This is a genomic window from Acidovorax sp. M14 (genome assembly GCF_049331375.1).
Classification (GTDB): Bacteria; Pseudomonadota; Gammaproteobacteria; order Burkholderiales; family Burkholderiaceae_C; genus Acidovorax.
This window is the reverse complement of sequence record NZ_CP186263.1, coordinates 4,081,898-4,108,230: the sequence shown is the minus strand read 5'-3', so window position 1 is coordinate 4,108,230 and position 26,333 is coordinate 4,081,898. Positions and strand designations below refer to the sequence as shown.

General features: G+C 65.8%; 23 protein-coding genes and 1 tRNA gene. 10 read left to right on the top strand and 14 right to left on the bottom strand.

What is annotated here, in order from left to right; translation table 11 throughout:
* Nucleotides 1-90: 90 nt before the first annotated feature.
* From mdoH to ACOYR4_RS19150, 12 genes are all read right to left on the bottom strand, one after another.
* A complete protein-coding gene (mdoH, locus tag ACOYR4_RS19205) occupies nt 91-2,178 on the bottom strand; it encodes a glucans biosynthesis glucosyltransferase MdoH (protein WP_422847711.1) in 2,088 nt (695 codons plus the stop codon).
* On the bottom strand, nt 2,151-3,665 hold the full coding sequence (locus ACOYR4_RS19200) for a glucan biosynthesis protein G (protein ID WP_422847710.1): 1,515 nt from the start codon (nt 3,663-3,665) through the stop codon (nt 2,151-2,153). The genes mdoH and ACOYR4_RS19200 overlap by 28 nt, the downstream gene beginning before the upstream one ends.
* Before the next feature lie 239 nt (nt 3,666-3,904).
* Nucleotides 3,905-5,317 (bottom strand): sigma 54-interacting transcriptional regulator, encoded by a 1,413-nt coding sequence (locus tag ACOYR4_RS19195; RefSeq protein ID WP_110960211.1) that lies wholly within the window; start codon nt 5,315-5,317, stop codon nt 3,905-3,907.
* Nucleotides 5,318-5,332: 15 nt separating this feature from the next.
* Nucleotides 5,333-6,004 carry a hypothetical protein gene (locus tag ACOYR4_RS19190; protein ID WP_422847709.1) on the bottom strand — a complete coding sequence of 224 codons (672 nt, stop codon included), beginning with the start codon at nt 6,002-6,004 and terminating at the stop codon, nt 5,333-5,335.
* Nucleotides 5,994-7,457 carry a sensor histidine kinase gene (locus tag ACOYR4_RS19185; RefSeq protein ID WP_422847708.1) on the bottom strand — a complete coding sequence of 488 codons (1,464 nt, stop codon included), beginning with the start codon at nt 7,455-7,457 and terminating at the stop codon, nt 5,994-5,996. Before ACOYR4_RS19185 ends, ACOYR4_RS19190 begins: the two co-directional genes overlap by 11 nt.
* Nucleotides 7,458-7,503: 46 nt before the next feature.
* On the bottom strand, nt 7,504-8,850 hold the full coding sequence (gene miaB / locus ACOYR4_RS19180; RefSeq protein ID WP_015015610.1) for a tRNA (N6-isopentenyl adenosine(37)-C2)-methylthiotransferase MiaB: 1,347 nt from the start codon (nt 8,848-8,850) through the stop codon (nt 7,504-7,506).
* A 100-nt stretch (nt 8,851-8,950) separates the two neighbouring features.
* Nucleotides 8,951-9,406: a hypothetical protein gene (locus tag ACOYR4_RS19175; protein WP_422847707.1), complete on the bottom strand. Its 456-nt coding sequence runs from the start codon at nt 9,404-9,406 to the stop codon at nt 8,951-8,953.
* Between the two features lie 168 nt (nt 9,407-9,574).
* A tRNA-Met gene (locus ACOYR4_RS19170) sits at nt 9,575-9,651 on the bottom strand.
* Between the two features lie 25 nt (nt 9,652-9,676).
* A complete protein-coding gene (locus ACOYR4_RS19165) occupies nt 9,677-10,456 on the bottom strand; it encodes an enoyl-CoA hydratase (protein ID WP_291443782.1) in 780 nt (259 codons plus the stop codon).
* 73 nt (nt 10,457-10,529) lie between these two features.
* Nucleotides 10,530-12,341, bottom strand: a complete 1,812-nt coding sequence (locus ACOYR4_RS19160; RefSeq protein ID WP_422847706.1) for a M61 family metallopeptidase — start codon at nt 12,339-12,341, stop codon at nt 10,530-10,532.
* A gap of 57 nt (nt 12,342-12,398) precedes the next feature.
* The gene (locus ACOYR4_RS19155) at nt 12,399-13,127 is read right to left on the bottom strand and encodes a DsbC family protein (protein WP_422847705.1); all 729 of its coding nucleotides are present in this window, start codon (nt 13,125-13,127) and stop codon (nt 12,399-12,401) included.
* A 28-nt stretch (nt 13,128-13,155) separates the two neighbouring features.
* Nucleotides 13,156-14,295 carry an FAD-dependent monooxygenase gene (locus ACOYR4_RS19150; protein WP_422847704.1) on the bottom strand — a complete coding sequence of 380 codons (1,140 nt, stop codon included), beginning with the start codon at nt 14,293-14,295 and terminating at the stop codon, nt 13,156-13,158.
* An 83-nt stretch (nt 14,296-14,378) separates the two neighbouring features.
* On the opposite strand from ACOYR4_RS19150, the gene ACOYR4_RS19145 reads away from it, so the two are divergent.
* The 4 genes from ACOYR4_RS19145 to ACOYR4_RS19130 all read left to right on the top strand — a co-directional run bounded on the left by ACOYR4_RS19145 (nt 14,379) and on the right by ACOYR4_RS19130 (nt 18,846).
* Nucleotides 14,379-15,251, top strand: coding sequence for an MOSC domain-containing protein (locus ACOYR4_RS19145; protein ID WP_422847703.1), 873 nt, complete (start codon nt 14,379-14,381; stop codon nt 15,249-15,251).
* An 85-nt stretch (nt 15,252-15,336) separates the two neighbouring features.
* A complete protein-coding gene (ychF, locus tag ACOYR4_RS19140) occupies nt 15,337-16,431 on the top strand; it encodes a redox-regulated ATPase YchF (RefSeq protein WP_015015603.1) in 1,095 nt (364 codons plus the stop codon).
* A gap of 137 nt (nt 16,432-16,568) precedes the next feature.
* Complete coding sequence (rarD, locus tag ACOYR4_RS19135) at nt 16,569-17,447, top strand: EamA family transporter RarD (RefSeq protein ID WP_422847702.1); 879 nt, start codon at nt 16,569-16,571, stop codon at nt 17,445-17,447.
* Between the two features lie 157 nt (nt 17,448-17,604).
* Nucleotides 17,605-18,846 (top strand): diguanylate cyclase, encoded by a 1,242-nt coding sequence (locus tag ACOYR4_RS19130; RefSeq protein WP_422847701.1) that lies wholly within the window; start codon nt 17,605-17,607, stop codon nt 18,844-18,846.
* A 110-nt stretch (nt 18,847-18,956) separates the two neighbouring features.
* On the opposite strand, the gene ACOYR4_RS19125 is transcribed toward ACOYR4_RS19130, so the two are convergent.
* Complete coding sequence (locus ACOYR4_RS19125; RefSeq protein WP_295942497.1) at nt 18,957-19,439, bottom strand: YqaA family protein; 483 nt, start codon at nt 19,437-19,439, stop codon at nt 18,957-18,959.
* Between the two features lie 151 nt (nt 19,440-19,590).
* On the opposite strand from ACOYR4_RS19125, the gene ACOYR4_RS19120 reads away from it, so the two are divergent.
* From ACOYR4_RS19120 to ACOYR4_RS19100, 5 genes are all read left to right on the top strand, one after another.
* Nucleotides 19,591-20,175: a M15 family metallopeptidase gene (locus ACOYR4_RS19120; RefSeq protein ID WP_422847700.1), complete on the top strand. Its 585-nt coding sequence runs from the start codon at nt 19,591-19,593 to the stop codon at nt 20,173-20,175.
* Between the two features lie 194 nt (nt 20,176-20,369).
* Entirely contained in the window at nt 20,370-21,416 is a 1,047-nt protein-coding gene (gene dusB, locus ACOYR4_RS19115) for a tRNA dihydrouridine synthase DusB (RefSeq protein WP_422847699.1), read from the top strand.
* Nucleotides 21,413-21,646, top strand: coding sequence for a Fis family transcriptional regulator (locus tag ACOYR4_RS19110; protein ID WP_015015597.1), 234 nt, complete (start codon nt 21,413-21,415; stop codon nt 21,644-21,646). The genes dusB and ACOYR4_RS19110 overlap by 4 nt, the downstream gene beginning before the upstream one ends.
* 260 nt (nt 21,647-21,906) lie before the next feature.
* A complete protein-coding gene (gene purH, locus ACOYR4_RS19105; protein WP_422847698.1) occupies nt 21,907-23,508 on the top strand; it encodes a bifunctional phosphoribosylaminoimidazolecarboxamide formyltransferase/IMP cyclohydrolase in 1,602 nt (533 codons plus the stop codon).
* Nucleotides 23,509-23,549: 41 nt separating this feature from the next.
* On the top strand, nt 23,550-24,029 hold the full coding sequence (locus tag ACOYR4_RS19100) for a c-type cytochrome (RefSeq protein ID WP_422847697.1): 480 nt from the start codon (nt 23,550-23,552) through the stop codon (nt 24,027-24,029).
* A 19-nt stretch (nt 24,030-24,048) separates the two neighbouring features.
* Here ACOYR4_RS19100 and pobA read toward each other — a convergent pair whose 3' ends face one another.
* Nucleotides 24,049-25,233 carry a 4-hydroxybenzoate 3-monooxygenase gene (pobA, locus tag ACOYR4_RS19095; protein WP_422847696.1) on the bottom strand — a complete coding sequence of 395 codons (1,185 nt, stop codon included), beginning with the start codon at nt 25,231-25,233 and terminating at the stop codon, nt 24,049-24,051.
* A 260-nt stretch (nt 25,234-25,493) separates the two neighbouring features.
* Here pobA and ACOYR4_RS19090 point away from each other — a divergent pair, with 260 nt between their 5' ends.
* The gene (locus ACOYR4_RS19090) at nt 25,494-26,273 is read left to right on the top strand and encodes an IclR family transcriptional regulator domain-containing protein (RefSeq protein ID WP_422847695.1); all 780 of its coding nucleotides are present in this window, start codon (nt 25,494-25,496) and stop codon (nt 26,271-26,273) included.
* Nucleotides 26,274-26,333: the final 60 nt, after the last annotated feature.

Below are 26,333 nucleotides of genomic sequence, written 5' to 3'. Positions count from 1 at the left end.
TGCTATGAAAATATGAGTGAACAAAAAAGCCGACATGTGTCGGCTTTTTTATGGCCCGCCCGGCTGGGAGCGGTGGTGCGGTCTGGCACCTCAGGCGGTTTGCAAGGCCATGGGCCGCCCCATGCGCCCCGCATGCAGCCAGGCGCGGCGCAGCACCGGGGGCGACCACGACTCCTCAGGAATCAGCAGCAGCCGCTGGGCACGCAGCGCCCGGCCCAGCGCGATCTGGCTGGTCCACACGGCCAGCGGAATTGCCAGTGCCAGCGGCAAGCCCACGGGCATCAGCCACAACAGCGCGCTGCTGTCGATCAGCGCCACGCCCGCCGCCAGCAGGGCGATCACGGTGCTCATGGGGGCCAGCTGGCGCACGGCGTGGCGCCAGGGCACGGCATGGGCCTCGCGCGGGGGCGACTTCCATTCCAGCTTCAGTCCAGTCAATGCGATCAGCACAAACAGCGAGTGCGCCAGCATGCGAACGGGCGCCTGCAGGATGGCCATGACGCTCTCCAGCAAAGCGCTCTTGAGCAAGCTGAAAGCGCCGCCGTACTGCTTTTGCTCGCGGCGCATGAACACGGCTGTGACGCCCAGGATGCGGGGCAGGAACAGCAGGCACAGGGTCCAGGCCCACAGCGCCAGCAGCTCGGCGGGCAGGATGTGCCAGTCCGCCACCAGCTTGGCGCCCGACAGCCACAGGGCCGTGCCCAGCGTGAGGAAGGCCAGCCACAGCGGCGCCGACAGATAAGCCATGGCGCCGGTGATGAACATGGAGCGGTGCACGGGGTGGATGCCGGGCTCGGCCATCAGGCGTGCGTTCTGCAGGTTGCCCTGGCACCAGCGGCGGTCGCGCTGCAGTTCGGCCAGCAGGTCGGGCGGCTGCTGCTCGTAGCTGCCGATCAGGTCGGCCACCAGCCACACGTGGTAGCCCGCGCGGCGCATCAGTGCGGCCTCCACAAAGTCGTGCGACATGATGCCGCCAGACAGACCCCCCGTGCCCTGGATGGGCGCCAGTGCGCAGTGCTGCATGAAGGGCGCCACGCGGATGATGGCGTTGTGGCCCCAGTAGTGCGATTCGCCCAGTTGCCAGTACTGCATGCCCAGCGTGAACAGGCGGCCCGTGACGCGTGAGGCAAACTGCTGCGCGCGGGCATGCAGCGTGACATGGCCGATGGCCTGCGTGGCGGTCTGGATGATGCCGGCCGTGGGGTGGGCTTCCATCAGCTTGGCCATGGAAACGATGCAGTCGCCGCTCATCACGCTGTCGGCGTCCAGCACCACCATATAGCGGTAGTCCTTGCCCCAGCGGCGGCAGAAGTCGGCCACGTTGCCTGCCTTGCGGTGCGTGCGGCGCGTGCGCAGGCGGTAGTACACCTGCACCTGGGGATGCTGGCTGTGCTGCGCCAGGGCGTTGCGCAGCTCTTCCCAGGCAGCGCGCTCGGCGCGGGCAATGGCGGGGTCGTTGCTGTCGGAGAGCACAAACACGTCGAACGTGGTGCCATGGCCGGTGGCGGCCACCGACTCGCAGGTGGCCCGCAGCCCGGCAAACACGGTGGCCACGTCTTCGTTGCAGATCGGCATGATGATGGCGGTGCGGGCGTCGGGCGCCAGCGTGTGCCTAGCCACGCTGCGCGCCGACAGTGCATGCCGGTCGCCGCGCAGCATCACCCAAAAGCCCATCAGCCCGGTCAAAAAGCCGGTCACCACCCAGGCGGACAGCAGGGCAAACAGCGCGATCTGGCCGTAGCTCAGCCACGCGTTTTCGTAGTCGGGCTGCACGCTGGCAAACAGGGTGCTGGCCAGGGCCGTCGTCAGCAGGGTGAGCAGCGCAAACGTCCAGCGGCGGCGCTGCGCTGCACCTTGCCAGGCGGCGGTGGATTCAGCGGGGGCTTGTGCCGCCGTGGCTGGTGCAGGTTGTGGGGATGTACGGCCCGTGAGGCGCAGCAGCACGGCAGTGCCCACGCTGTTCCAGAAGCCGCGCCAGGGCAGGGGCACCATGGAGCCGCGGTGCAGGGGCGGTGCCGTCACCGCATTGGGGTGGCGCTCTTCGCGCAGGGTGCTGCGTCGGCTGGGGGTTGGCCGAGGGTAGGCAACACCCCGCCGCGCGACCACGGCAGGGCCGGTGGATGCGTGGGTGCCGTGGGGGTCATGAGGGCTTACTCGGGAAGACTGATGTGCGTCCATGTTTCACTCACAGCGTGGTTGTCGTGTTGGAGAAAAGCGCGCAGCTCGATGGGCCGGTCAGCCTGCAGGCGCTGGATGCGAACGGTCATGCGCCAACCGCCGGTGGCGGGGTTGCGGTAGGCAATGTTTTCCAGCACCTTGCCGTTGGCATCGCTGGTCACAACGGCCTTGAGGGAGGCCTCCGCAGGCAGGGCCTTGAGAGCCGGGCCCTCGAAATCGACCACGTACTGAACCTGCTGGCGCAGAGCCTGGGCCGACAGCTTGGTGTAGCCCATGCCACGGCGCGACTGGGTGGCCCAGGCGCCGGGCGGGCGCTGCTGTTCGTCGCCTTGCCAGCTCAGCTCATAGGCAAATTCCAGCGGCTGGCCGGGGGCGGGCATCTGTGCGGGCACCCAGTACGCCACGATGTTGTCGTGCGTCTCGTCGGGCGTATTCAGCTGCACCAGCTCCACACGGCCCGCGCCCCAGTCGTTCAGGGGACGGACCCAGGCGCTGGGGCGGCGCTCGTAGCGGGCTTCCACGTCCTCGTAGCTCGCCCACTGGCGGTCGCGCTGCATCAGGCCAAAGCCCTTGGGGTTCTTTGTGGCGAACGAGGTGACCAGTGTTTGCCGGGGGTTCTGCAGCGGGCGCCACAGCCATTCGCCTTCGCCCGTGGCCACCATGAGGCCGTCGGAGTCATGCACTTCGGGGCGGAAGTCCTCCTTGCGTGGCTGGTTCTCGCCGAAGAAGAACATGCTGGTCAGCGGCGCAACGCCCAGCGTGGCGATGGGTGGGGTGCCCGAGGCGGCGCGCACAAAAATGCGGCTGCGCACCGTGGTGGTGGTCTGCGCGCCGGGCTGGATGTCGAAGCGGTAGGCGCCCGTGGCGCGTGGCGAGTCGAGCAGTGCGTACACCGTGACCTGGGTGGACAGCGGGTCGGGCCGCACCAGCCAGAACTCGGTGAAGCGGGGGAATTCCTCGCCCCGGCCGCCCACGGTGTCGATGGCCAGCCCGCGCGCCGACAGGCCGTACTGCTGGCCTTGGCCCAGCGCGCGGAAGTAGCTCGCACCCTGGAAGACCACCAGTTCGTCCTTGTAGGCGCTGGAGTTCAGGTGGTTGTGCAGACGAAAGCCTGCAAAGCCCAGATCGCCCCAGGCCTCGGGCCGCAGCTGGTTCTTGCCGTAGTCAAAGTCCGCGCGGCTGTAGGGGATGTGACGCACGCCCTGGGGCGTCACCTCGTTGATCAGCACCGGCTCTTTCTGGTAGAGCCCCAGATGGAAGAACATGGCCTCGTAAGGCAGCTTCTCGGCCCGCCACAAAGCGCGATCAGGGCGCCAGCGGATGTCGCGCACCTGGTCGTAGTTGAGCTTTGCGAGGTCGGCCGGGAGCTTGTCGCTCACGGGCCGGTAGGGTTGGCTGGCGCGGTCGCGGGCGAGGCGGGTCACGCTCTCGAAGTCAAAGCCCTGTGCGTGTGCACCCCCAGCCAGCAGGGCGGTGGCCAGGGCCATTGCGGGCCCTGCGCGCCTGCCGATCTGTCGAAAAAAGGAGGGAAGAACTGCGTGCATGCCAGACATAGGGCAAACCCTGTGCCAGCTGCAAAAAATGCTTTGAAATCAATGGGTTGGAGTGGCCTCTGCGTGTAAGCAGTTGTGCAATCGCCTGTGGGCGCCTATCAGCCCCCGCTTTTTGTCGCCAGATGGCGACAAGGGGTGGGTGCTTGGATCAAAACACCCAGTAAATCAATGACTTATTCGTGTCGCTCATCCACGACATCGTCCGCATCGCCTGCATCCTGCTTGAACTGCCCCGGCGTCAGCGCGTGCTTTTGCAGCAGGCGGTAGAACTCGGTGCGATTGCGTTGCGCCAGTCGCGCCGCATCGGCCACATTGCCGTCGGTCATCTTGAGCAGGCCCACGAGGTACTCGCGCTCGAAACGCTGGCGGGCCTCCGCAAAGCTCAGCACCTGGGTGGACGGGGTGCGCAGCGCGCGCTGCACCAGGGTCAGCGGGACCAGGGGGGTGGTGGACAGGGCGCACACCTGCTCGACCACGTTGTAGAGCTGGCGCACGTTGCCCGGCCAGGCGGCGGTGGTCAGTGCCTTGAGCGCCTCGGGCGCAAAGCCGGACAGGCGCTTGTCGTATTTGCGGGACAGCCGGTCCAGAAAGTGGTTGGCCAGCAGCGCAATGTCCTCGCGCCGCTCGGCCAGGGTGGGCAGCACCAGCGACACCACGTTCAGCCGGTAATACAGGTCCTCGCGGAACTGCGCGCTGGCCATGGCGGCCTCCAGGTCCCGGTGCGTGGCCGAGATGATGCGCACGTCGATGGGCGTGGCCTGGCTGGCACCCACGGGGCGCACGGCGCGCTCCTGCAGCACCCGCAGCAGCTTGACCTGCAGGGCCGGGGGCATGTCGCCAATCTCGTCCAGCAGCAGGGTGCCGCCGTCCGCCGCCTGGAACAGCCCCTTGTGGTTGCTCACCGCATCGGTGAAGGCGCCCTTGACGTGGCCGAACAGCTCGGACTCCAGCAGTGCCTCGGGGATGGCGCCGCAGTTGACGGCCACGAACGGACGGGCAGCACGCGGACTGGCGCGGTGGATGGCGCGTGCCAGCAGCTCCTTGCCCGAGCCGCTGTCGCCGCGCAGCAGCACGCTGGCGTCGGACTGGGCGACCATGTACGCCTCGGACAACAGGTCTGTCATGCGGTGCGACCGGCTCACGATCTCGGCCCGCCAGTCCTCGTTGGCATGCGGCTGCGCCACGGCAGGGGCGCTGAGCGCCAGCGCCTGCGCGATCTTCTCCAGCAGCTCCTTGCCGTCGTAGGGCTTGGTCAGGTAGGTGAACACCCCGCGCGACGTGGCCTCGACGGCGTCAGGAATGGTGCCGTGTGCGGTCAGCAGGATCACGGGCAGTGAGGGGTGGCGGGCGCGCACTTCGTCAAACAGGGCCAGGCCGTCGCGCCCGGGCAGGCGCACATCGCTGAGCACCAACTGCGGGCGCGCAATGTCCAGCTGCGCCAGTGCCGCTTCGGCAGAGCCCACGGCCACCACGTCGTGCCCGGCGGCTTTCAGGCGCAGCGACAGCAGCCGCAGCATGTCGGCGTCGTCGTCCACCACCAGGATGCGGGCGGGAGGGGCGGCACGGTGGGGGGCAGAGGAGTCCATGGCAGGGGGAGATGGTCAGGGGGCGGGCCGTGGCGCGGAGCCGTTGCCCATCGCTGGGGCGGACGGAGATGCGGCGGGCGCTGGGCGGGTGCTCAGGCTGCGTTCGATGGCGCGCACGGCTTCCAGGCGTTCGCTGAGCTGATCGTTGCGGCGTTGGGTGTCGCGCAGTTGCTGCGCCTGACGGTCGAGCTGGTCCTCCAGCCGGCGTTGTTGCAGCAGTCGGGCCTCCAGCAGCCGGGCCAGGGGATGCAGCGGCTGCGCTGCGGGGCTGGTGTTGCCCAGCACGCGCTGCACCAGGCCCAGCGCGCGGGCGGTATCCACGGCCTGGCGGGTTTGCGCCAGGGCCGTGGCCAGAAGCAGCGGCGTGTCGGGGGTGGCGTCTTCCGCTTCGCCCAGCCGGGCGATCTCCTTGGCGAGTTCGGCAGGGGGCAGCTTGAGCACACGGTCCGTCTGGGTCAGCAGCAGCGCGACGGGGGTGTGGTGGGTGTCCGCGTCGGTGCTCCTTGCTTCGGCAGGGTCCACTTCCACCGTCGGGGCCACGGGCACGGTAATGATCATCGCGACCGGTGGCGCCTGGGCGGGGGCGGGTGGGGGCGTGGTGGTGGCACAGCCTGCCAGCACGGCACCCAGCGCAAGCAGCGGCCATCGCAGGGCGTGGGAAGAAAGGGTGGGGCTGCTAGGCGGCATGGGGAAGTTCGATGCGAAAGAAGGAGTGTGCGCCTTCGTCCACCAGGCGCACGCTGCCGCCATGGGCCTGCACATATTCCTGCACGATGGACAGACCGATGCCGGTGCCGCGCACGGCATCGTCCGGTTGGCGAACACCCCGGTAAAAGGGTTCAAACACGCGGTCACGGTCCACCCGGTCCACGCCGGGGCCTTGGTCAAAGACGTCCAGACGCACATGACCGGGAGGTTGCGAGAGCACCAGCCGCACCGTGCCTTGGGGCGGTGAAAAGCGGATGGCGTTGGACAGCAGATTGCTGACGGCGGAGGTGATCTTGTCGGCGTCAACGGGCATGCGCACGGGCGGCCCCTCTATCCGCACAGTCAGGCCCTTGGCCTGCCACTGCAGCCGCTGGGCCTCGACCTGGGCCTCCAGCAGAGCCAGCAGATCGGTGTCGCGGCGCTGCAGCTGGCGAGCCTCAAAAGCGGCGGCATTGAAGCGCAGCAGGGCCTCGATCTCACCCTGCAGCTGCAGCGTGTTGTGGTGCAGGATTTGCGCGATCTCGCGCTGGCCAGCGGTGAGTTCGCCCGTCACGCCGTCCTGCAGCAGTGCTACGCCCTCGCGCAGCGCGGCCAGCGGCGTCTTGAGTTCGTGGGACACATGGCGCAGGAAACGCGCCTTGTCGGCGTCCAGCTCCAGCAGCCGCAGCCGCAGCCACTCCAGTTGCTGGCCCAGCCGGCGAACGTCGTCCGGGCCGGAGATCAGCACCGGCTCGTCCAGCTGGTTTTCGCCCAGCTGACGGATCGCACCCTCCAGTCGCTTGAACGGCCGCGCGAGCCAGATGCCCAGCGACAACGCCAGCACCAGCGCCAGCACAATCGCGCCCACCACCTGGTGCGTCACGCTGCGGCGGCTTTGCTCCACCTCGTCCTGCAGCGCGTTGTTGCGTTGGGTGTTGAGGTCCTGCACCGTCTGCACCATGGTGCCGTGCAAGGTCTCCAGGGCCACAAACTCTTCGGCAACCAGGCGTTCGTTGTCCAGTGCGCGGTCCGGCGGTGCGTCCAGCAGGGCTTTGACGGCATCGAGGTGGGTGCGCCATGCCCCGGTCTGCGCAGCGGGCAGGCCTGCGGCCTGCAAATGGTCGAGCACCGTGAGGGCCTCGACCGCCATGTCGTCGAAGCTGCGGCGCAGGGGCGCATCCCGCAGCACCAGGGACTGCCGCGCTGCGCGCTCCAGGGCCTGGCCGCGCTGGTTCAGGCCCTGTGCGGCTGCAGTCAGCGCAGTGGCCTCGGCTGTGCCGTGGCGGCTGAGCACCATGAGCTGCTCCAGCGTGTGCAAAGCCCGCAGCGAGCTGACCCCCAGCAAGCCGGCAATCAGCACGAACGCCAGCAGCAACAGTTGCTGGAAGGAGAGGCCATGCAACAGGCCTTCGGCGGGTGGCGGTGCCTTGGGCGGTGTGCTGGGGGTGGGCATTGCAGCCAAAAGGGCGCGGGGCGTGCGGGGTGTCGGTACCCGCGCGTCAGCCGGCCAGTGCGGCGGTTTCGTGCGTCAGCACCTCGCCCCGCAGGGTGTAGGCCTTGGCTTCGGTGATGGTCACATCCACCATCTGCCCCACCAGGCGGGGCTGCCCGGCAAAGTTGACCACGCGGTTGCATTCGGTGCGGCCCATCAGCTCGCCCGCATCGCGCTTGGAGGCGCCCTCCACCAGAATGCGCTGCACCGTGCCCACGCGGCTTTCGCTGATGGACTTGATGTTGGCGTTGATCACGCCCTGCAGGTGCTGCAAGCGGCGCAGCTTCACATCGTGCGGCGTGTCGTCGTGCAGGCCCGCAGCAGGCGTGCCAGGGCGTGGGCTGAAGATGAAACTGAAGCTGTTGTCAAAGTGGATGTCGTCGATCAGCTTCATCATCTTGTTGAAGTCGTCTTCCGTCTCGCCGGGGAAGCCCACGATGAAGTCGCTGCTCATGGCCAGGTCGGGGCGGATGGCGCGCAGCTTGCGCACCGTGCTCTTGTATTCCATGGCGGTGTAGCCGCGCTTCATCGCCATCAGAATGCGGTCGCTGCCGTGCTGCACGGGCAGGTGCAGGTGGCTGGCCAGCTTGGGCAGCTTGGCATAGGCCTCGATCAGCCGGGGCGTGAACTCGTTGGGGTGGCTGGTGGTGTAGCGGATGCGCTCGATGCCGGGAATGTCCGACACGTATTCGAGCAGCAGCGCAAAGTCGGCAATTTCGGCCGTGCCGCCCATCTTGCCCAGGTAGGCGTTCACGTTCTGGCCCAGCAGGGTGATTTCCTTCACACCCTGGTCGGCCAGGCCCGCCACTTCGACCAGCACATCGTCAAACGGGCGGCTCACTTCTTCGCCACGGGTGTAGGGCACCACGCAGTAGCTGCAGTATTTGCTGCAGCCTTCCATGATTGACACAAAGGCCGAGGCACCTTCGACGCGCGCGGGCGGCAGGTGGTCGAACTTTTCAATCTCGGGGAAGCTGATGTCCACCTGTGGCTTATCGAGCTGCTCGCGCTGGTTGAGCATCTCGGGCAGGCGGTGCAGGGTTTGCGGGCCAAACACCACGTCCACATACGGGGCGCGCTTGATGATCTCGGCGCCTTCCTGGCTGGCCACGCAGCCGCCCACGCCAATCTTCACGCCGCGCGCCTTCAGGTGCTTGATGCGACCCAGGTCGCTGAAGACCTTCTCTTGCGCTTTCTCGCGCACGGAGCAGGTGTTGAAGAGGATGAGGTCGGCCTCGTCCACGTTCTGGGTGGGCTCGTAGCCTTGGGCAGCGTTGAGCACGTCGGCCATCTTGTCCGAGTCGTACTCGTTCATCTGGCAGCCGAAGGTTTTGATGAAGACTTTTTTGGCCATGGCAATTTCGCAAAAAGGCAAGCAAACACCGCGCCCTGCGTGGCGCGGAGACTGTGAAGGGGCAGTGGCGCAGCGGCCTGGCAGTAGCGCGGCGGATGGGTTACTTCAGTGTGGCGCCCGAGCTGGTCGTGATGTTGGTGATGACAGCATCGCTGCCCTTGCGGGGCTGCGCGGCCTCGCCTTCGGTCAGGATCCAGGCAGCGTGCAGCATGCCGGTGCTGTTCTCCAGCACATAGTTGACCTTGAAGGTCTGGCCCATCACGGTGTGCGCCATGACCAGGGTGTTCTGGGGGCTGAACAACCGCATGCCCGGGGCCATGCGGATGGTCTTGCCATTGAGTGTGGCTTCGGACGCGGTGTTGATGCTCAACGTGCCACGCAGCGCGGCTTCGGGGAACGGGCGTGAGAGGCCCAGGCCGGGCTGGGTCTGGGCCGAGGCGGGTGCCACGGCGCAGAGGGCTGTGCTGGCCATCACTGCCAGCAATGCAGCTTGGAAAAATCGAGGTGCCCGGCGGGAGGGGGCTGGGCCGGAAGAGCGTGTGGTGCAGCGGTTCATGGTTTACATCCAGGGGCTGAAGGCACAATTTTAGAAGGGGGTTGCCAGCGTGGCACATCCCTCGGACAAGTCAAGCGGCCCGTGCATCAATGGTCACTGGAGCGGGTTCTTGGGCTTGCCTGAAAGAAAAAACCCACAGTGGGTTGCCTCACTGTGGGTTTTTGTATTTGGTGGTCGTAGGTGGACTTGAACCACCGACATCAGCATTATGAATGCTGCGCTCTAACCAACTGAGCTATACGACCGCAAACCAAGATTATAGAACAAAAATTATTGGTGTGTGAAGTTTGCCGTGCGTTTGTTCATGAACGCGTCCATGCCTTCCTTCTGGTCTTGGGTGGCAAACAGCGCGTGGAACAGGCGGCGCTCGAACATCACGCCGTCGGCAAGCGTGCCCTCGAAGGCACGGTTGACCGATTCCTTGGCCGCCATGACGGCAATCTGCGAGAAGCCGGCAATGATGATGGCAGCGCCCAGCGCTTCGTCCATGAGCTTGTCGTAAGCCACTACGCGGCTGACCAGCCCAGCGCGCTCAGCTTCGGTCGCGTCCATCATGCGGCCTGTCAGTGCCATGTCCATGGCCTTGGACTTGCCCACAGCGCGGGGCAGGCGCTGCGTGCCACCGGCACCAGGGATCACGCCCAGCTTGATCTCGGGCTGGCCGAACTTGGCATTGTCCGCAGCGATGATGAAGTCGCACATCATGGCCAGCTCGCAGCCGCCGCCCAGTGCAAAGCCGCTGACGGCTGCAATGACGGGCTTGCGGATGGAGCGGATGGTCTCCCAGTTGCGGGTGATGTAGTCGCCCTTGTAGGTGTCAGCAAAGCTGTACTTGGCCATGGCACCAATGTCCGCGCCCGCCGCAAAAGCCTTTTCGCTGCCGGTGACGATCATGCAGCCGATCTTTTCGTCCGCATCGAAGGCCTTGAGGGCAGCGCCCAGTTCATTCATGAGTTGGTCGTTCAGCGCATTGAGTTGCTTGGGCCTGTTGAGGGTGATGATGCCGACCTTGTCCGCTTCAACGCGCACCTCGATGGTTTCGTAAGCCATGAAATCTCCTGGGGGTTATGGTTGGTTATGAAAGCTGCAGCAATATACCCAAGGCAGTGGGGCTTTGCTGTCGTCAGGTCAGCCAGCGTCCCAGCGCGGCGGCGTCTGTCACCGTCAGGCTGATGGTGTCTGGCGCCATGGATGGAGCTGCAGCGTTGCGTCGGCCCTTGGCAGGGACTCCAGTCGACTGGACCGGCGGCATTTCCAAGGGCAGGCGCAGGAGCCGCCCGTCGCGTGCCACCAGGGCCTGCAGGGTGGTGTGGGTCCCCGCGTAGAAAGTGACGTCGTCGAGCTTGCTGACGCGCCAGCCCTGGCCCTGCACTTCTATGCCCAGCCACTCGTCGCCGGCAGACATTCCAGCCTTCTCTGCGGCTCCGCCACGCAGCACGGTCTTGATCTGCACGCTGTGGTTCTCGGCCACACGCAGGCCCAGGCGCTGCGCCAGTTGCGGCCGGTCGGCCTTGAGCGCCACGCCGTGGGCTGCCAGCAGCTCTTCCAGGGGCAGATCGGCAGTGCTGTGCACCCAGTGCGCCAGCTCTTTGTCGAATGGCCGCCCGGCCAGGTCGTGGAGCACGGCGCGCAGATCTGCTTCGGTCATCGGCCCGCCCGCGCAGCGCTCCCACAGTGCGCGCATCACATCGTCCAGCGTGGCTTGGCCCTCGCGCCGCAGGGCCAGGTCCAGACACAGGGCCACCAGCGAGCCCTTGGTGTAGTAGCTGACGGTGGTGTTGGGCGTGTTCTCGTCCTGCCGGTAATACTTCACCCAGGCGTCAAAACTGGCCTGGGCCACGGTTTGTACCGACCGGCCGGGTGTTTGCAGCACCTGGTTGATGGTTTTGGTGATGAGCTTGAGATAGGTTGCGTCGTCCAGCAGCCCGGCGCGGCGCAGCAGCAGGTCGTCGTAATAGCTGGTGAAACCCTCGAAGAACCACAGCAGTTCGGTGTAGTTCTCCTGCGCATAGTCGTAGCGGGCGAACTCGGCGGGCCGCAAGCGCTTGACGTTCCAGGTGTGAAAGTATTCGTGGCTGATGAGGCCCAGCAGCGTGGTGTAGCCCTCACTGGCCCGCGCCTCGCCCTGGCGCGGCAGGTCACGCCGTCCGCAAATCAGCGCTGTGGAGTTGCGGTGTTCCAGTCCGCCATAGCCGTCTCCCACGGCGTTGAGCATGAAGACGTAGCTTTTGAAAGGCGCCTTGCCTTCGCGGTGCCAGAAGCGGATGGCGGTTTCACAAATTTTCTGCGTGTCGGCCAGCAGCCGCTTGGCGTCGAACGATAGAGCCGAACCCGCCACCACAAACTGGTGGGCAATGCCGCAGGCCTTGAAGCGCCCCACCCAGAAGTTGCCCAACTCCACCGGGCAATCCACCAGCTCGTCGTAGTCGGCCGCCAGATACAGGCCAAAGCCTTGTTTGTCTGCATCCAGGGGCCGTAGGCCAGTGGCGGCAGCCCAGGTCGCCGTGGCAGCCGTGCGTGCTAGCTCCAGAGTGTGAGGCCGCGTCTCCTGCCCATGCACGCGCAGGCACAGGCTGGTGCCGTTGAAAAAGCCGCGTGAGGCGTCCAGCCAGGCGGTGCGTACGGAGCTGTCGTAGGCGCACACCTGATAGATCAGCACCAAGGGCTTGCCCTCTGCGCATTGCACTTGCCAGCGGTGCTTGTCCAGTTGGGTCGTTTGCAAAGCGCGTTGGCCTTGCCGAGCCGCCAGCGCTTGCAGATTCTTGGAGAACTCCCGCACCAGGTAGCTGCCCGGGATCCAGACCGGCAGAGACAGCTCTTGCGATGCCGTCGGCCGCTGCACCGTCAGTGTCACGGTGAACAGATGCGCATTCAGGTCTGTGGGTTCGACGCGGTAGTGAATGTCTGCGGCAGAGGCTGGGCGGGAGAGGGGCATGGCATGTGCCGCGCAAGGGCCGCGCGGAGTCGTCGGTCGGGGGCTTTCAGTGGTGGTTCAATTGGCGGAGGGTGTGTCGCTGGCGGCTTCGGCCAGGCGCTTTTCCACCTCCTGGGCACCGATGGCGCCGGGCACGCGTGTGCCGTTGGCAAAAATCAGGGTGGGGGTGCCGGTGATCTTGTACTTCTTGCCAAAGGCCAGGTTACGCTGCAGAGCACTGGTATCGCAGCTGGCGGCCGGTGCGGGCTTATCACGCACCATCTGGTCTTGCCACGCCGTGGCCTGGTCCTTCGAACACCAGATGTTGCGCGACTTTTCGGCGGAATCCGGGCTCAGGATGGGGTACAGGAACAGGTACACCGTCACGTTGTTGATCTGCTGAAGGTCGCGCTCAAAGCGCTTGCAGTAACCACAGTTGGGGTCCTCGAACACGGCCACCTTGCGCTTCCCATCGCCGCGCACAATGGTCACGGCATCTTTCAGGGGCAGGGCTGAGAAGTTGACCGCTGTCAGCTTATTGATGCGGTCTTCGGTCAGGTTGCGGCGCGCTTTGGAGTCGATGAGTTCGCCCTGGATCACATAGTCGCCCTTGGCGTCGGTGTAGAACAGGTCGGTGCCGATGCGCACTTCGTACAGACCCTTCATGGGAGTTGGGCGCACTTCGTCGATCTTGTCCATCTGAGGAATACGCTGGGCCAATGCCTTGCGGATGGCGTCCTCTTGCGCCGTGGCGCTCAGGCTCAGGGTGGCTGCCGCAACGGTCAGCAAAGCAGTGGTCAGTTTCATCGTATTCCTGTCTATCAAACTCGCGCGTTCAGCGCATTCCCATGGCTTGGCGGGCCACAAAATCTTTCAGCAGGCCGCTGCGTTCAAAACCCTTCATGCCCCAATTGCGCAGGGCTTGCCAGGGTGCTTCCTGGCGCGCAAACAGTTGCTGCAATCCATCGGTGGCCAAGCCCATCGCTGCCAGGGCTGCTTTTTGCTGCCGCTCATAGCGGCGCAGCAGTCGCAAGTCGGCCACGCTGCGCCAGTAGTCGCGGGTGCGCAGCACCTCGGCCAGGGCTGCCACATCAGCCAGCCCCAGATTCAGCCCTTGCCCTGCCAGCGGGTGCACGTTGTGGGCGGCATCGCCCGCGAGCACCCAGCTTCGTGCAGCATTTCCGGTAGAGGTCGCGCCGCACCAGCGGTCTGCCTTGGCCAGTTGCAGCGGCCACGTGGCACGCTCTGCAATGAGTTGAACGTTGCCCAGGGTTTGCTGGCTCGCCGTCTGCAACTCTTGCGCAAAAACGTCGGCAGACAATGCCATCAGCCCGGACACCCGGTCCTCAGGAACGGACCACACCACGGCCACAGAGTTCCCCTGGGCGCCCTCCAGCGGCAAAAAAGCCAGAATGCCTTGTGGCGAAAGCCACTGGCGTGCCACCTGTCCATGCGGGTGTTCGCAGCGCACCCGCGTGGCAATCGCGTGCTGGGCATAGGGCGTCACGTCAAAGCGCACGCCAAACTCGGCCCGGGTGGTGCTGGCGCGGCCTTCGCACACCACGGTCAGGGGCGCGGCCACCGGGCTGTCCACCACCTCCACCAGGGGCTGAAACCGCACAGCCTGGGCCAGGCGCTCTTCGAGGGCCGGCACGTCCACGATCCAGGCGAGTGCTTCCACCCCCTGGGGGGCGGCATCGAAATGCACGCAGCCGTCCTGATCACCCTGTACCTGCATGTGCTTGACGGCGGTGGCGTGTTCAGCATCGGGCCAGCTGCGCAGCGATTCGAGCAGGCTGCGGGACGCTGCATTCAAGGCATAGGCCCTTACGTCGGCGGTCGCCGCGCTGTGTGGGCCCGGGGCGGGCACCAGTGCCACCTTCAGTCGTTCCCGTGCCAGCAACAAGGCCAGCGTTCGGCCCACGATGCCGGTGCCACGAATACAGATATCAAAGGTTGGGGCCATGAGAGGCATTGTAGGAGGGGTCTTACCCCCTGCGATGAGAGGGCAGAATTGCGGTCTGGCCTTTCTGGCACCCTTCTTCAGGAGTACCCGGCGTGAGTTTCCCTTCCGAGTCTGATCTGTCCGGCACCATTGCGCGGCTGTTTGTGTACCCCGTCAAATCCTGTGCGGGCATCGAGGTGCAGCAGGCGCTGCTCACCGAGACCGGGTTGGATCTGGACCGCGCCTGGATGGTGGTGGATGCGCAGGGCATGTTCCTCACCCAGCGCAGCTTGCCCCGCATGGCGCTGATCCGGCCCCAGCTCAAGAGCGACGAATTGGTGCTGCGGGCTCCGGGCATGCTGGCATTGCATGTGGCGATCGACGCGGTGGAAGCGCCGGCCACGGTGACCGTCTGGCGCGACACGGTCCCAGCGTGGGACATGGGCCCTGTGGCGGCGCAGTGGTTCAGCGATTTTCTGGGGCAGCCTTGCCGCCTGGTGCGGTTTGACCCAGAGCATCGGCGCCTGTCCAGCCTGGAGTGGACGGGGGGCGTGGAGGTCCCCAACCAGTTTGCCGACGGGTTTCCGCTGCTGGTGACCAGTGAGGCCTCCTTGCAGGACCTTAATGTGCGGCTTGCCGCCGAGGGGCATCCCTCCGTCGGCATGGAGCGGTTCCGGCCCAATGTGGTCTTGGCCGGAGTGGATGCCCACGACGAAGACCGTGTGGACATGATTCACGTGGAGGGCGATGGCACCGCCGACGTCCACCTGCAGCCGGTAAAGCCCTGCGCGCGATGCCCTATTCCTGACATCGACCCGGCCACAGCTGAGAGCCATCCGTCGGTTGGTGACACCCTGCGCACCTACCGCCAGGACAAGCGGCTGGACGGCGCCATCACCTTTGGCATGAACGCCATCGTGCGCAGCGGTGCGGGGCAGTGGCTGCGCGTGGGGCAACGCATGGCCGCCGATTTGCGGTTTGAATGAAGGCCTGATGCAGGCCCTCGGCAGCGGGTGCTGGGCGGGCCCGTAAAATCGGCGGTTTGTCTCCAGAACACCAGAAAGCCCTGCCATGAGCCTCCAATGCGGCATCGTGGGCCTGCCCAACGTCGGCAAGTCCACCCTTTTCAACGCGCTGACCAAGGCTGGTATTGCCGCCGAAAACTATCCCTTCTGCACCATCGAGCCCAATGTGGGCGTGGTGGAAGTGCCGGACCCCCGCCTCCAGCAACTGGCCGAGATCATCCACCCAGAGCGCATCGTCCCTGCCATCGTCGAGTTTGTAGACATTGCCGGTTTGGTGGCGGGCGCCAGCCAGGGGGAAGGCCTGGGCAACCAGTTCCTGGCCCACATCCGTGAAACCGATGCCATCGTCAACGTGGTGCGCTGCTTTGAAGACGACAACGTGATCCACGTGGCAGGCCGTGTGGACCCGATCTCCGACATTGAAGTGATCCAGACCGAGCTGTGCCTGGCCGACCTGGGCACAGTCGAGAAAGCCCTGAACCGCTACACCAAGGCCGCCAAGTCGGGCAATGACAAGGATGCAGCCAAGCTGGTGGCGCTGCTCACGCGCATTCAGGCTGCCCTCAACGAAGGCAAGCCCGCCCGCTCGGTCGAGATCACCAAGGAAGAGCAGCCCCTGCTCAAGTCCCTGTGCCTGATCACGGCCAAGCCCGCGATGTTCGTGGGCAACGTGAGCGAAGACGGCTTCGAGAACAACCCGTTCCTAGACCGCCTCAAGGACTACGCGGCCAGCCAGAACGCCCCCGTGGTGGCCATCTGCGCCAAGATGGAAGCCGAGATGGCCGAGATGAGCGACGAAGACCGCGACATGTTCCTGGCCGAGATGGGCCAGACCGAGCCAGGCCTCGCGCGCCTGATCCGTGGCGCTTTCAAGCTGCTGGGCCTGCAGACCTACTTCACGGCGGGCGTGAAGGAAGTGCGCGCCTGGACCATCCACATCGGCGACACCGCCCCCCAGGCGGCGGGCGTGATCCACGGCGACTTCGAGCGCGGCTTCATCCGCGCGCAGACCATCGCCTTTGAGGACTTCATCGCATACAAGGGCGAGCAGGGGGCCAAGGATGCCGGCAAGATGCGCGCCGAAGGCAAGGAGTACGTGGTCAAGGACGGTGATGTGCTGAACTTCCTGTTCAACGTCTGACCACCCCCAGACCCGTGTGGGTCTGCCGTGCTCCCCGCCATCCCTGTCTGCCCTTGGGCTGGCAGGGATTTTTTCTGGCGATGCCGCGTTCGATCCCGCGGCTGTCCACCCATTTACCCGTTCTGGGTTTTTTGCGTATGAATACCGGAATCCTCTACGCCGCCCTGGCCTATGTCGCCTGGGGATTGTTCCCGCTGTACTTCAAGCAGGTGGCCGATGTGCCCTCGCTGGAGGTGGTGATGCACCGCACGCTGTGGTCGCTGGCCGTGGTGCTGGGGCTGCTGGCGGTGCGCAGGCAATGGGCGTGGATGGCGTCGGTGGTGCGCCAGCCGCGTGTGCTGGGGGCCTTTGCGCTGTCGGCAGTGCTGCTGTCGGGCAACTGGCTGACCTACGTATGGGCCGTACAGAACCACCACGTGGTCGATGCGAGCCTGGGGTATTTCATCTTGCCGCTGGTGAATGTGGCGCTGGGCTTCGTGTTCCTGCGCGAGCGCCCCCGGCCTGGGCAATGGCTGGCCGTGGCGGTTGCTGCGGCTGGTGTGCTGTGGCTGGCAGTGCAGGCAGGGCGCCCGCCATGGATCGCGCTGGTGCTGGCCCTGACTTTCGGGTTCTATGGCCTGTTGCGCAAGGTGGCGGCGCTGGGCGCGCTGGAGGGGCTCACGCTGGAGACCTTGATGCTGGCGCCGGTGGCGGCCGTGGTGCTGGCCTGGTGGAGCTGGCAAGGGCAGGGCGCTCTGGTGCAAGGTGACCTGTCCACGGTGGGTTGGCTGCTCCTGGCCGGGCCCATGACGGCCGTGCCTCTGCTGCTGTTTGCCGCTGGCGCGCGGCGCATTCCCATGTCCACGCTGGGCATCCTGCAATACATCTCCCCCAGCCTGCAGTTTGCACTGGGCGTCTGGGTGTACAACGAGGCCTTTCAGCCTGCGCGTCTGGTGGGCTTTGTGCTGATCTGGGCGGCGCTGGTGGTGTACAGCGTGGAAGGCTGGTGGGCGCGCCAGCGGGCGGTGCTCGCATAGCACGCCTGCGGGTGGGCGGTTGTCGCCTGGGCTACTGGAAAACGCGCAGATCGATTTTGTCAGCCACGCGTAAGATCCTGCGATTTGTCTGACGGGTGCTGCGCGAGTGTTGCTGCGCCACCTTTCCTTCCTCTTCCAGGCCTGAGCCCGCCACCACATGCTTTTTGGACGCAAAAACCTGTTTTCGGTGACGGATGCCTTCCCGTTGACCGATGCCGTGCTGGAGTTCGACGATTCTTCGTCGGTGGCCGTCCGACCTGGACGGCGCGCGCTGGACGGCTTCGGTCCCCGGGGCGAACGCAGCGCTTCGTCCAAGTGGTGGACCGTGGCGGGGCTGATTGGCCTGTATGCGGTGGCCCTGGCAGGGTTTTACGCCCTGGGCGTGGTGCGTGCCCAAGTGCTGTGGGTACTGGCTGGCCTCACGGCTGCGGGCTTTGCCGTGTTCGGTGCCGTGTTCCGGTCGGGCTTGCAGCGTAAGCTCAGGCTGCGGCATCTCAAGCTGGGCATTGTGACCACGGCCATCGGCGGCATGCTGGTGGTGTTTTATCTGGAGCCGGTCACGCAGATTCTGTTGGCACCGTTCATGTTCGTGGCAGTGGCCTACGGCATTTTCACCGTGCCCCGGCGCACGCTGCTGGTGCTGACGGCCGCTGTGTTGTGCGCCTATGCGGCGGTGATTGCTGCGCACTATGCAGAGCAGGGCAACGACGCCCTGTTGCGGCTGGAGCTGATGCACCTGCTGGCGCTGGCCGTATCGGTGCCGGCGTTCATCGTCCTCATGGGCCGCGTGCAGCGGCTGTACCGCAGCCTGTACCAGGCCAGCCGCAAGATCAAGAACATCCAGGAAGACGCGCAGCGCGACACCTTGCTGGGCTGCTTCAACCGCCGCTACATCCTGGCGGCGCTCGAAGAACAAAAGCAGCTGGCCGATGAAAGCGGGATTCCTCTGTGCCTGGCCGTGCTGGACATCGACCACTTCAAACGCATCAACGACGAGCTGGGCCACCTCGGGGGCGACGAGGTGTTGCGCACCTTTGCCCGCATTGCGCAGCAGGGTGTGCGCGGTGGCGACGTGTTTGGGCGGTATGGCGGGGAAGAGTTCTTGCTGATCTTCCCGGCCACCTCGCTCCTGCCCTCGCTCAACACCTGCGAGCGCATCCGGGCCCAGGTGGAGTCGCACGCCTGGACGGGCCTGCTCAAGGGCCGCGTGACGGTCTCCATCGGCGTGACGCAGTATGTGCTGGGCGAATCGGTGCTGGAGTTCTTCTCGCGGGCAGACACCGCCATGTACATGGCCAAGGAGGGTGGGCGCAACCAGGTGGTGGTCGAGGAGCCGATTGCCAAGGGCGATTCGCAGATGTCGGATTTGTCGATTCCCAGCAGCCACGCGTTCTTGTAGGGACTCGCCCGCATGGGTGCACAAGCCCCCGGGCGCCCTGCGCATCGGAGGCATCGACCCACCATGAGTCCATTGCCAAAGCCCATTGCAGCAGGGCTCTGACCGGCAACCTAAATCGCCAGATGACCAGGCATGAAATACAGCAGCACGCTGGTCATCGCCAGATAGCGCAGAAACTTGCCCACTGCCATATAGGCCAGGCATTGCCAGAACGGCAGCTTGAGCCAGCCGGCCACCGCGCACAGCGGGTCGCCCACCACCGGCAGCCAGCTCAGCAGGCAGGCGCGCGCGCCAAAGCGCTTGAGCCAGTTCAGTGCCTGTACCTCGGTGGCACTGCCGCGCGCCTTGTCCACGGCCTTGTGCGCCCCCAGACCCATCCACCAGCTCACGCTGCCGCCCAGGGTGTTGCCCACGGTGGCGACCAGGATGGCAGGCCAGAACAGGTCCGGGTTGAGCTTGATCAGGCCAAACACGGCGGGCTCGGAGCCCAGTGGCAGCAGCGTGGCCGAAACAAACGACACCACAAAGACCGTGCTCAGCCCGAACTGCGGCAGGGCCAGCCATTCGAGCAGCTGGTGCATCCAGATTTCCATAGCGGCTGAGTGTAGGGGGCTGCCGGGGCTCCGTTCGCCCCTGGGGGCTCTGTCCTACAGCGGCGCGCGCCATCGGCGCATGGCCGGGCCGGAGGGGCTTTTGTATCGTGAAAACACATTGGCCCTGAATGACACACCCAGGAGGTCGTCCATGCTGGCATTGCCCACCACGCCCACTCCCCGCCGCTTGAATCCCGTCGCTGCCATGCCGCCAGCGACCCGCTGGTCGTCCGTGGCCGTGGCCTTGCTGCTGTCCGCGTGCGTGCACAGCCCCCAGGCCGCGGTGCCCACCCCGGGGCTGCAAAGCGGGGTCATGCCGTGGGAGCAAACGGCCATCTCGCCCTGCGACAAGGAGCCCACCGCAAGGCCCGCGCTGGAGCGTATTGGCCGTGAGCTGCAGTCCCAAGGGATGGCATTGCAGGCCGCCTGCAACGCTGCCAGCGGGGGCTGGGTGGTGCAGGTGCAGGTGGTGGATGGCACCAAGGCCCACAAGGTGGTGCGCGGGCCGCTGGCCGACGGGCAGGCCGTGGACATGGGCACCCCGGCGGGCGCTGCGCGGTCCGAGGCGGCAGCGGGAGCCAAGGGCTTTTCCCCCGACGTGCTGCACAACCGCCAGTGGCTGCGTGCGCTCATGGCGCGCCACCAGTTCGACAACCTGCCGGATGCCTGGTGGCATTTCGCGCAGCGGAGTCTGCCGCCGGCGCAGGCTGCAGACACTGATCTCGCCGCACGGTGAAGTGAGGCTCCGTCCCCGGGGCACCTGACCTCAGGAGGAGACTAGGGGTGCTGGCCCATAACGGTCCATCAATGGAGCCTTGGCGGCAGATAGAAAGCGCGTGCACCCCATTTCAGTTGCTGAAATTTTGAGCAGGTACAATCCCGCCTCCTTTTTCAGCATCTTCTGCTGCCTCCCCGCTTCCTACCCCGCCCATGCAGATCGGCCACATTCCTTTGGCGAACCGGTTGTTCGTCGCCCCGATGGCGGGCGTCACCGACCGGCCGTTTCGCCAGTTGTGCAAGGCGCTGGGCGCGGGCTATGCGGTGAGCGAGATGGTGACCTCGCGCAAGGACCTGTGGAACAGCCTCAAGACCTCGCGCCGGGCCAACCATGAGGGCGAGCCGGGGCCCATCGCCGTGCAGATCGCCGGCACCGATGCGCCGATGATGGCCGAGGCTGCGGTCTACAACGTGGAACGCGGCGCGCAGATCATCGATATCAACATGGGCTGCCCGGCCAAGAAGGTCTGCAACAAATGGGCGGGCTCTGCGTTGATGCAGAACGAAGCCCTGGCGGTGGAGATTGCCGCTGCGGTGGTCGAGGCATGCGCGCCTTTCAACGTGCCCGTCACGCTGAAGATGCGCACGGGCTGGTGCCAGGAGCACAAGAACGCCGTTCAACTCGCGCGCCAGTTCGAGGCCGTGGGCATCCAGATGCTCACCGTGCACGGCCGCACACGCGAGCAGGGCTACAAAGGTCAAGCCGAGTACGACACCATCGCGGCCGTCAAGGCGGCGGTGAAAGTGCCCGTGGTCGCCAACGGCGACATCACCTCGCCCGAGAAGGCGCGGGACGTGCTGGCCGCCACCGGCGCCGACGCGATCATGATCGGCCGCGCCGCCCAGGGCCGGCCGTGGATCTTCCGCGAGATCGGCCACTTTCTGGCCACGGGCGAACACCTGGCGCCACCGCTGGTGGCCGAGGTGCGCCGCCTGCTGCTGGACCACCTGCACGACCACTACAGCCTGTACGGCGAGCTGACCGGGGTGCGCAGTGCGCGCAAGCACATTGCCTGGTACCTGCGCGCGCTGCCCGGCGGCGAGGCCCTGCGGGCACACATCAATACGATCGAAGACTGCACCACGCAGTGGCAGGCCGTGGCTGACTACCTGGACGCCCTGGGCCAGCAGATGGACCGGTTGCCTGCCGCCACCGACGTGGATGCCGACACAGAAGAACAAGAGGGATTGGCTGCATGAGCAAGAAACACATAGAAGAATGCGTGCGCGAGAGCCTGCAGGGCTACTTTCGCGACCTGGGCGGCGAGACGCCCGATGGCATGTACGACATGCTGGTGCGTGTGGTCGAAAGGCCGCTGCTGGAAGTCGTGATGCAGCAGGCCGACAACAACCAGTCGCGCGCCGCCGAATGGCTGGGCCTGAACCGCAACACCCTGCGCAAGAAGCTGGTCGAGCACAAGCTGCTCTAAGAGACTGAGAGTCTCTTGTCCGAACCCGCCATGCACGCCAAAACACTCCGGCTCGTCGTTCCAAATGCTCGCCATAGCCCGAGCTATGGCTGTGCTTTGCGCCTAAATCCGAAGCGTTTTCGCGCGCCTTTCGGGCTCGGCCAAAAAACTCTCAGCCTCTGACTGCTCTACAAGACATACAACTACTAAATTAATAGCTGCCAGCGCATGATGCAGTAGCGCTACAGCCCGTTTTTATTCAAAACCTCCGCACCACCACCATGAACGCACTCCTCTCCGTCTCTGACAAGACCGGCATCGTCGAATTCGCGCAAGCGCTGCATGCGCTGGGCATCAAGCTGCTGTCCACCGGCGGCACCGCCAAGCTGCTGGCCGACAAGGGCCTGCCCGTGACCGAAGTGGCTGAGGTCACGCAATTCCCCGAAATGCTGGACGGCCGCGTGAAGACGTTGCACCCCAAGGTGCACGGCGGCCTGCTGGCCCGTCGCGAGCTGCCCGAGCACATGGCCGCGCTGAAGGAGCACGGCATCGACACCATCGACCTGCTGGTGGTCAACCTGTATCCCTTTGAAGCCACCGTGGCCAAGGCTGGCTGCACGCTGGCCGACGCCATCGAGAACATCGACATCGGTGGCCCCGCCATGGTGCGCAGCGCTGCCAAGAACTGGAAGGACGTGGGCGTGATCACCTCGGCCGACCAGTACGACGCCGTGTTGGCCGAACTGAAGGCCGGTGGCAAGCTCAGCGACAAGCTGCGCTTTGCACTGTCGGTGGCCGCGTTCAACCGCATCGCCCAGTACGACGGTGCGATCAGCGACTACCTCTCGTCCGTCACGTTCGAAGAAGACAAGCTGTCGGAAACCTACGTGCCCACCCGCACCCAGTTCCCCGGCCAGAGCAACGGCATCTTCACCAAGGTGCAGGACCTGCGCTACGGCGAAAACAGCCACCAGCAGGCCGCGCTGTACCGCGACCTGCACCCTGCGCCCGGCTCGCTGGTCACCGGCGTGCAGCTGCAGGGCAAGGAGCTGAGCTACAACAACATCGCCGACGCTGATGCCGCGTGGGAATGCGTGAAGAGCTTTGAAGCCGCGGCCTGCGTGATCGTCAAGCACGCCAACCCCTGCGGCGTGGCCGTGGGCCTGGACGCGCTGAGCGCCTACAGCAAGGCCTTCCAGACCGACCCGACCAGCGCTTTCGGCGGCATCATCGCCTTCAACCGCGTGGTGGACGGCCCGGCTGCAGCGCAGGTCAGCAAGCAGTTTGTCGAAGTGCTGATGGCCCCCGACTTCACCTCCGAGGCGCTGGAAATCTTCAAGGCCAAGGCCAATGTGCGCCTGCTCAAGATCGCGCTGCCCGCCCACGGTGGCAAGACCGACTGGGAGCGCGGCCGCAATGCCATGGACGCCAAGCGCATCGGCTCGGGCCTGCTGCTGCAGACGGCCGACAACCACGAGCTGTCGCTCATCGACCTCAAGGTCGTTACGAAGAAGCAGCCCACGCTGGAAGAAATGGAAGACCTGCTGTTCGCCTGGAAGGTCGCCAAGTACGTCAAGAGCAACGCCATCGTCTTCTGCAAGGGCGGCATGACCATGGGCGTGGGCGCAGGCCAGATGAGCCGCCTGGACTCGGCCCGCATCGCCAGCATCAAGGCGGGCCACGCAGGCCTGACCTTGCAAGGCACGGTGGTGGCGAGCGATGCGTTCTTCCCCTTCCGCGACGGCCTGGACGTGGTGGTGGATGCGGGTGCGACCTGCGTGATCCAGCCTGGTGGCTCGATGCGCGACAACGAAGTGATCGACGCTGCCAACGAGCGCGGCGTGGCCATGGTCTTCAGCGGCGTGCGCCACTTCCGCCACTGAGATGATGGGGATAGCGACGGGGCCTGCAGCGGTGCGCGTGCATGATGCACCGCGACGATGAGACCCTGCCACCCCGGCCCCGCTGGCTGGGGTGGGCCCTGATGGGGTTCATGGCGCTGGTGGTGCTGGGCATGCTCAACCTGGGCTGGCGCATGTTGCAGCCGGTGTCGGGCGCTGGCGGGCAAGACAGCGCCGCCTCAACGCCCGCCGCATCGGCCGGACTTCGCCTGGTGGAAGCATCCGATTGCCTGCGCTGCCACGGTATGGAGCGCCACTACATAGGCCCCTCGTTCCAGCAGATTGCAGCGCGATACCGCGACCGCGCCGACGCCGTCGATTACCTGGCCGGCAAGATCCGCAACGGCAGTGTGGGCGCGTGGGGGCGCACCGTGATGCCCCGCCACCCGCAAGTCACAGAAGCCCAGGCGCGTGAGATGGTGCAGTGGCTGGTGTCGCTGCCGGTGCCGTCCGTGGCGGCACCCGGCGCGTCGGCCTCAGAGGCCGCATCGGCGCCACGCTGAAAGCGATGGCGGCCGGGGCTCAGGCCCCAAAGTTCATCGGCAGGCCCACATAGTTTTCCGCCAGCGACACCGAGGCCGCACGGGAGTGCACCAGGTAGTCCAGCTCCGCCTCCTGAATCTTCTGGCCGAATTCGCCCGTCTCTGGAAAGCGGTGCATCAGCGAGGTGAACCACCATGAAAAGCGCTCGGCACGCCACACGCGGCGCAGGCAGCGGTCGGAGTAGGTGTCGATGCCCACGGAGGATTTCTCGTTGTAGAACTCGGACAGTGCGGTCCATAGATAACCCACGTCGCTGGCGGCCAGGTTCAGGCCCTTGGCACCGGTGGGGGGCACGATGTGGGCGGCATCTCCGGCCAGGAACATGCGGCCAAAGCGCATGGGCTCGGCCACAAAGCTGCGCAGTGGGGCGATGCTCATCTCCAGCGCCGGGCCGGTCACCAGGTTGGCGCGGGCCTCGGGGTCCAGGCGGTTGCCCAGCTCGGTCCAGAACTGGTCGATGGTCCAGTTCTCGACCTTGTCAGTCGTAGGCACCTGCACGTAGTAGCGGCTGCGCGTGGCGCTGCGCATGCTGCACAGCGCAAAGCCGCGTTCGGTGTTGGCGTAGATGAGTTCGTGCGACACGGGCGGCACGTCTGCCAGCACGCCCAGCCAGCCAAAGGGGTACACGCGCTCATAGGTTTTGAGCAGATTAGCTGGCGCACTGGCGCGGCACACGCCGTGGTAGCCGTCGCAGCCCGCGATGAAGTCACAGGCCAGCTCATGGGTCTGGCCGTCCTTCTGGTAGGTCACGCGCGGGTTTTGGCCGTCAAAGTCGTGCACTTGCACGTTCTGCGCGTCGTACACGGTGGTCAGGCCTGCTGCGGTGCGGGCGTCCATCAGGTCGCGCGTGACTTCGGTCTGGCCGTACACCGTCACGCGGCTGCCGCCGGTCAACTCGTGCAGGTCGATGCGGTGGCGCTGGCCCTTGAACAGCAGCTCGATCCCATCGTGGGGCAGACCCTCGGCATGGGCACGGACGCTCACGCCCGCCTGGTCCAGCAGGTCCATGCAGACCTTCTCCAGCACCCCGGCGCGGATGCGGCCGAGCACGTAGTCGGGGCTGCGCTGCTCGATGATGACGGCGTCAACGCCAGACTTGTGGAGCAACTGACCGAGCAGCAGGCCGGCGGGGCCGGCACCAATGATGGCAACCTGGGTGCGCATGGGAAACCTCTGGGAAAGGGATGTGGAAGCTGGGGAGATACCGAAAACCAATGGCCTTGAGCGTAGGTTGATCCAGATCAAAGCGATATCCGACAACGCCGATTGCGTGCGATCAGTCGATGCTTTGTGCGATGATCGCGCAGTCTCAAGGGGGCCGACGTCTGTAACCTGGGCCGCCATGGCTCTGAGCCGCTGCAGGGTCTCCGCCAGCGCTTGTGTCCCCCCGAGTCCATCCACCTGCAATTCACTCATCACCTCTCATGGCCTCCACCCCCATCGCCAAGGCAGATTTCATTGAAGGCATGGCCAAGGGCATGGCCGTGCTGGAGAGTTTTGATACCGAGCGCCAGCGCCTGAACGCTACCCTGGCGGCACAACGCACCGGCCTCACACGCGCGGCAGCGCGGCGGCACCTGTTGACGTTGGCACACCTGGGGTACCTGGAGACGGATGGCAGCTACTTCTGGCTGGCGCCCAAGGTGCTGCGGTTTTCGGGCAGCTACCTTGCGTCTGCACGGTTGCCCCGCGTGCTGCAGCCCACGCTGAACCGGCTGGCCGCGCAAACCCAGCAGTCGTTCTCGGCGGTGGTGCTGGACGGGGACGAGGTGGTGATCGTGGCGCGCAGCGGCGTGTATGGCGCGCCGGCGCGGGTGCTGGCCTATGGTTTGCACCTGGGCGCGCGGCTGCCGGCCCACCCCACGTCCACCGGGCGGGTGTTGCTGGCGGCGCTGCCCCCGGCGGAGCTGACCGCCTGGCTCAAGAACCGGCCCCTGCACCGCCTCACGCCGCAGACGATCACGCAGGTGGGCCCGCTGCGGCAGGCGATCGCCAAGGTGCGGCGCGACGACTATTGCCTGGCGGTGGAGGAGCACGAGCTGGGCGTGCATGCGCTGGCCGTGCCGCTGCGCAACCTGCAGGGCCACACGGTGGCGGCGCTCAACGTGGTGGCATCGCCCAAGCAGATGGACGAGGGCAGTCTGCAGCGCGACATGCTGCCGTTGCTGCAAGACGCTGCCCGCGAGTTGCGCGGACTGCTGTGAGTCTCCTCCGTTGCAAGCCTTGCCGCCATGAAAAATGGCCCTCGTGAGGGCCATTCAGTG

Excerpts from the sequence above, each read along its gene's own strand:
- ACOYR4_RS19195 (WP_110960211.1), bottom strand. The coding sequence starts at position 5,317 with ATGGACTCCTCTGCCCCCCACCGTGCCGCCCCTCCCGCCCGCATCCTG.
- dusB (WP_422847699.1), top strand. The coding sequence starts at position 20,370 with ATGCAGATCGGCCACATTCCTTTGGCGAACCGGTTGTTCGTCGCCCCG.
- ACOYR4_RS19110 (WP_015015597.1), top strand. The coding sequence starts at position 21,413 with ATGAGCAAGAAACACATAGAAGAATGCGTGCGCGAGAGCCTGCAGGGC.
- ACOYR4_RS19090 (WP_422847695.1), top strand. The coding sequence starts at position 25,494 with ATGGCCTCCACCCCCATCGCCAAGGCAGATTTCATTGAAGGCATGGCC.
- ACOYR4_RS19160 (WP_422847706.1), bottom strand. The coding sequence starts at position 12,341 with ATGCCCCTCTCCCGCCCAGCCTCTGCCGCAGACATTCACTACCGCGTC.
- ACOYR4_RS19120 (WP_422847700.1), top strand. The coding sequence starts at position 19,591 with ATGCTGGCATTGCCCACCACGCCCACTCCCCGCCGCTTGAATCCCGTC.
- ACOYR4_RS19155 (WP_422847705.1), bottom strand. The coding sequence starts at position 13,127 with ATGAAACTGACCACTGCTTTGCTGACCGTTGCGGCAGCCACCCTGAGC.
- purH (WP_422847698.1), top strand. The coding sequence starts at position 21,907 with ATGAACGCACTCCTCTCCGTCTCTGACAAGACCGGCATCGTCGAATTC.
- rarD (WP_422847702.1), top strand. The coding sequence starts at position 16,569 with ATGAATACCGGAATCCTCTACGCCGCCCTGGCCTATGTCGCCTGGGGA.
- ACOYR4_RS19175 (WP_422847707.1), bottom strand. The coding sequence starts at position 9,406 with ATGAACCGCTGCACCACACGCTCTTCCGGCCCAGCCCCCTCCCGCCGG.
- ACOYR4_RS19150 (WP_422847704.1), bottom strand. The coding sequence starts at position 14,295 with ATGCCTCTCATGGCCCCAACCTTTGATATCTGTATTCGTGGCACCGGC.
- ACOYR4_RS19125 (WP_295942497.1), bottom strand. The coding sequence starts at position 19,439 with ATGGAAATCTGGATGCACCAGCTGCTCGAATGGCTGGCCCTGCCGCAG.
- ychF (WP_015015603.1), top strand. The coding sequence starts at position 15,337 with ATGAGCCTCCAATGCGGCATCGTGGGCCTGCCCAACGTCGGCAAGTCC.
- miaB (WP_015015610.1), bottom strand. The coding sequence starts at position 8,850 with ATGGCCAAAAAAGTCTTCATCAAAACCTTCGGCTGCCAGATGAACGAG.
- ACOYR4_RS19130 (WP_422847701.1), top strand. The coding sequence starts at position 17,605 with ATGCTTTTTGGACGCAAAAACCTGTTTTCGGTGACGGATGCCTTCCCG.
- ACOYR4_RS19165 (WP_291443782.1), bottom strand. The coding sequence starts at position 10,456 with ATGGCTTACGAAACCATCGAGGTGCGCGTTGAAGCGGACAAGGTCGGC.
- pobA (WP_422847696.1), bottom strand. The coding sequence starts at position 25,233 with ATGCGCACCCAGGTTGCCATCATTGGTGCCGGCCCCGCCGGCCTGCTG.
- ACOYR4_RS19185 (WP_422847708.1), bottom strand. The coding sequence starts at position 7,457 with ATGCCCACCCCCAGCACACCGCCCAAGGCACCGCCACCCGCCGAAGGC.
- mdoH (WP_422847711.1), bottom strand. The coding sequence starts at position 2,178 with ATGGACGCACATCAGTCTTCCCGAGTAAGCCCTCATGACCCCCACGGC.
- ACOYR4_RS19200 (WP_422847710.1), bottom strand. The coding sequence starts at position 3,665 with ATGGCCCTGGCCACCGCCCTGCTGGCTGGGGGTGCACACGCACAGGGC.
- ACOYR4_RS19100 (WP_422847697.1), top strand. The coding sequence starts at position 23,550 with ATGATGCACCGCGACGATGAGACCCTGCCACCCCGGCCCCGCTGGCTG.
- ACOYR4_RS19190 (WP_422847709.1), bottom strand. The coding sequence starts at position 6,004 with ATGCCGCCTAGCAGCCCCACCCTTTCTTCCCACGCCCTGCGATGGCCG.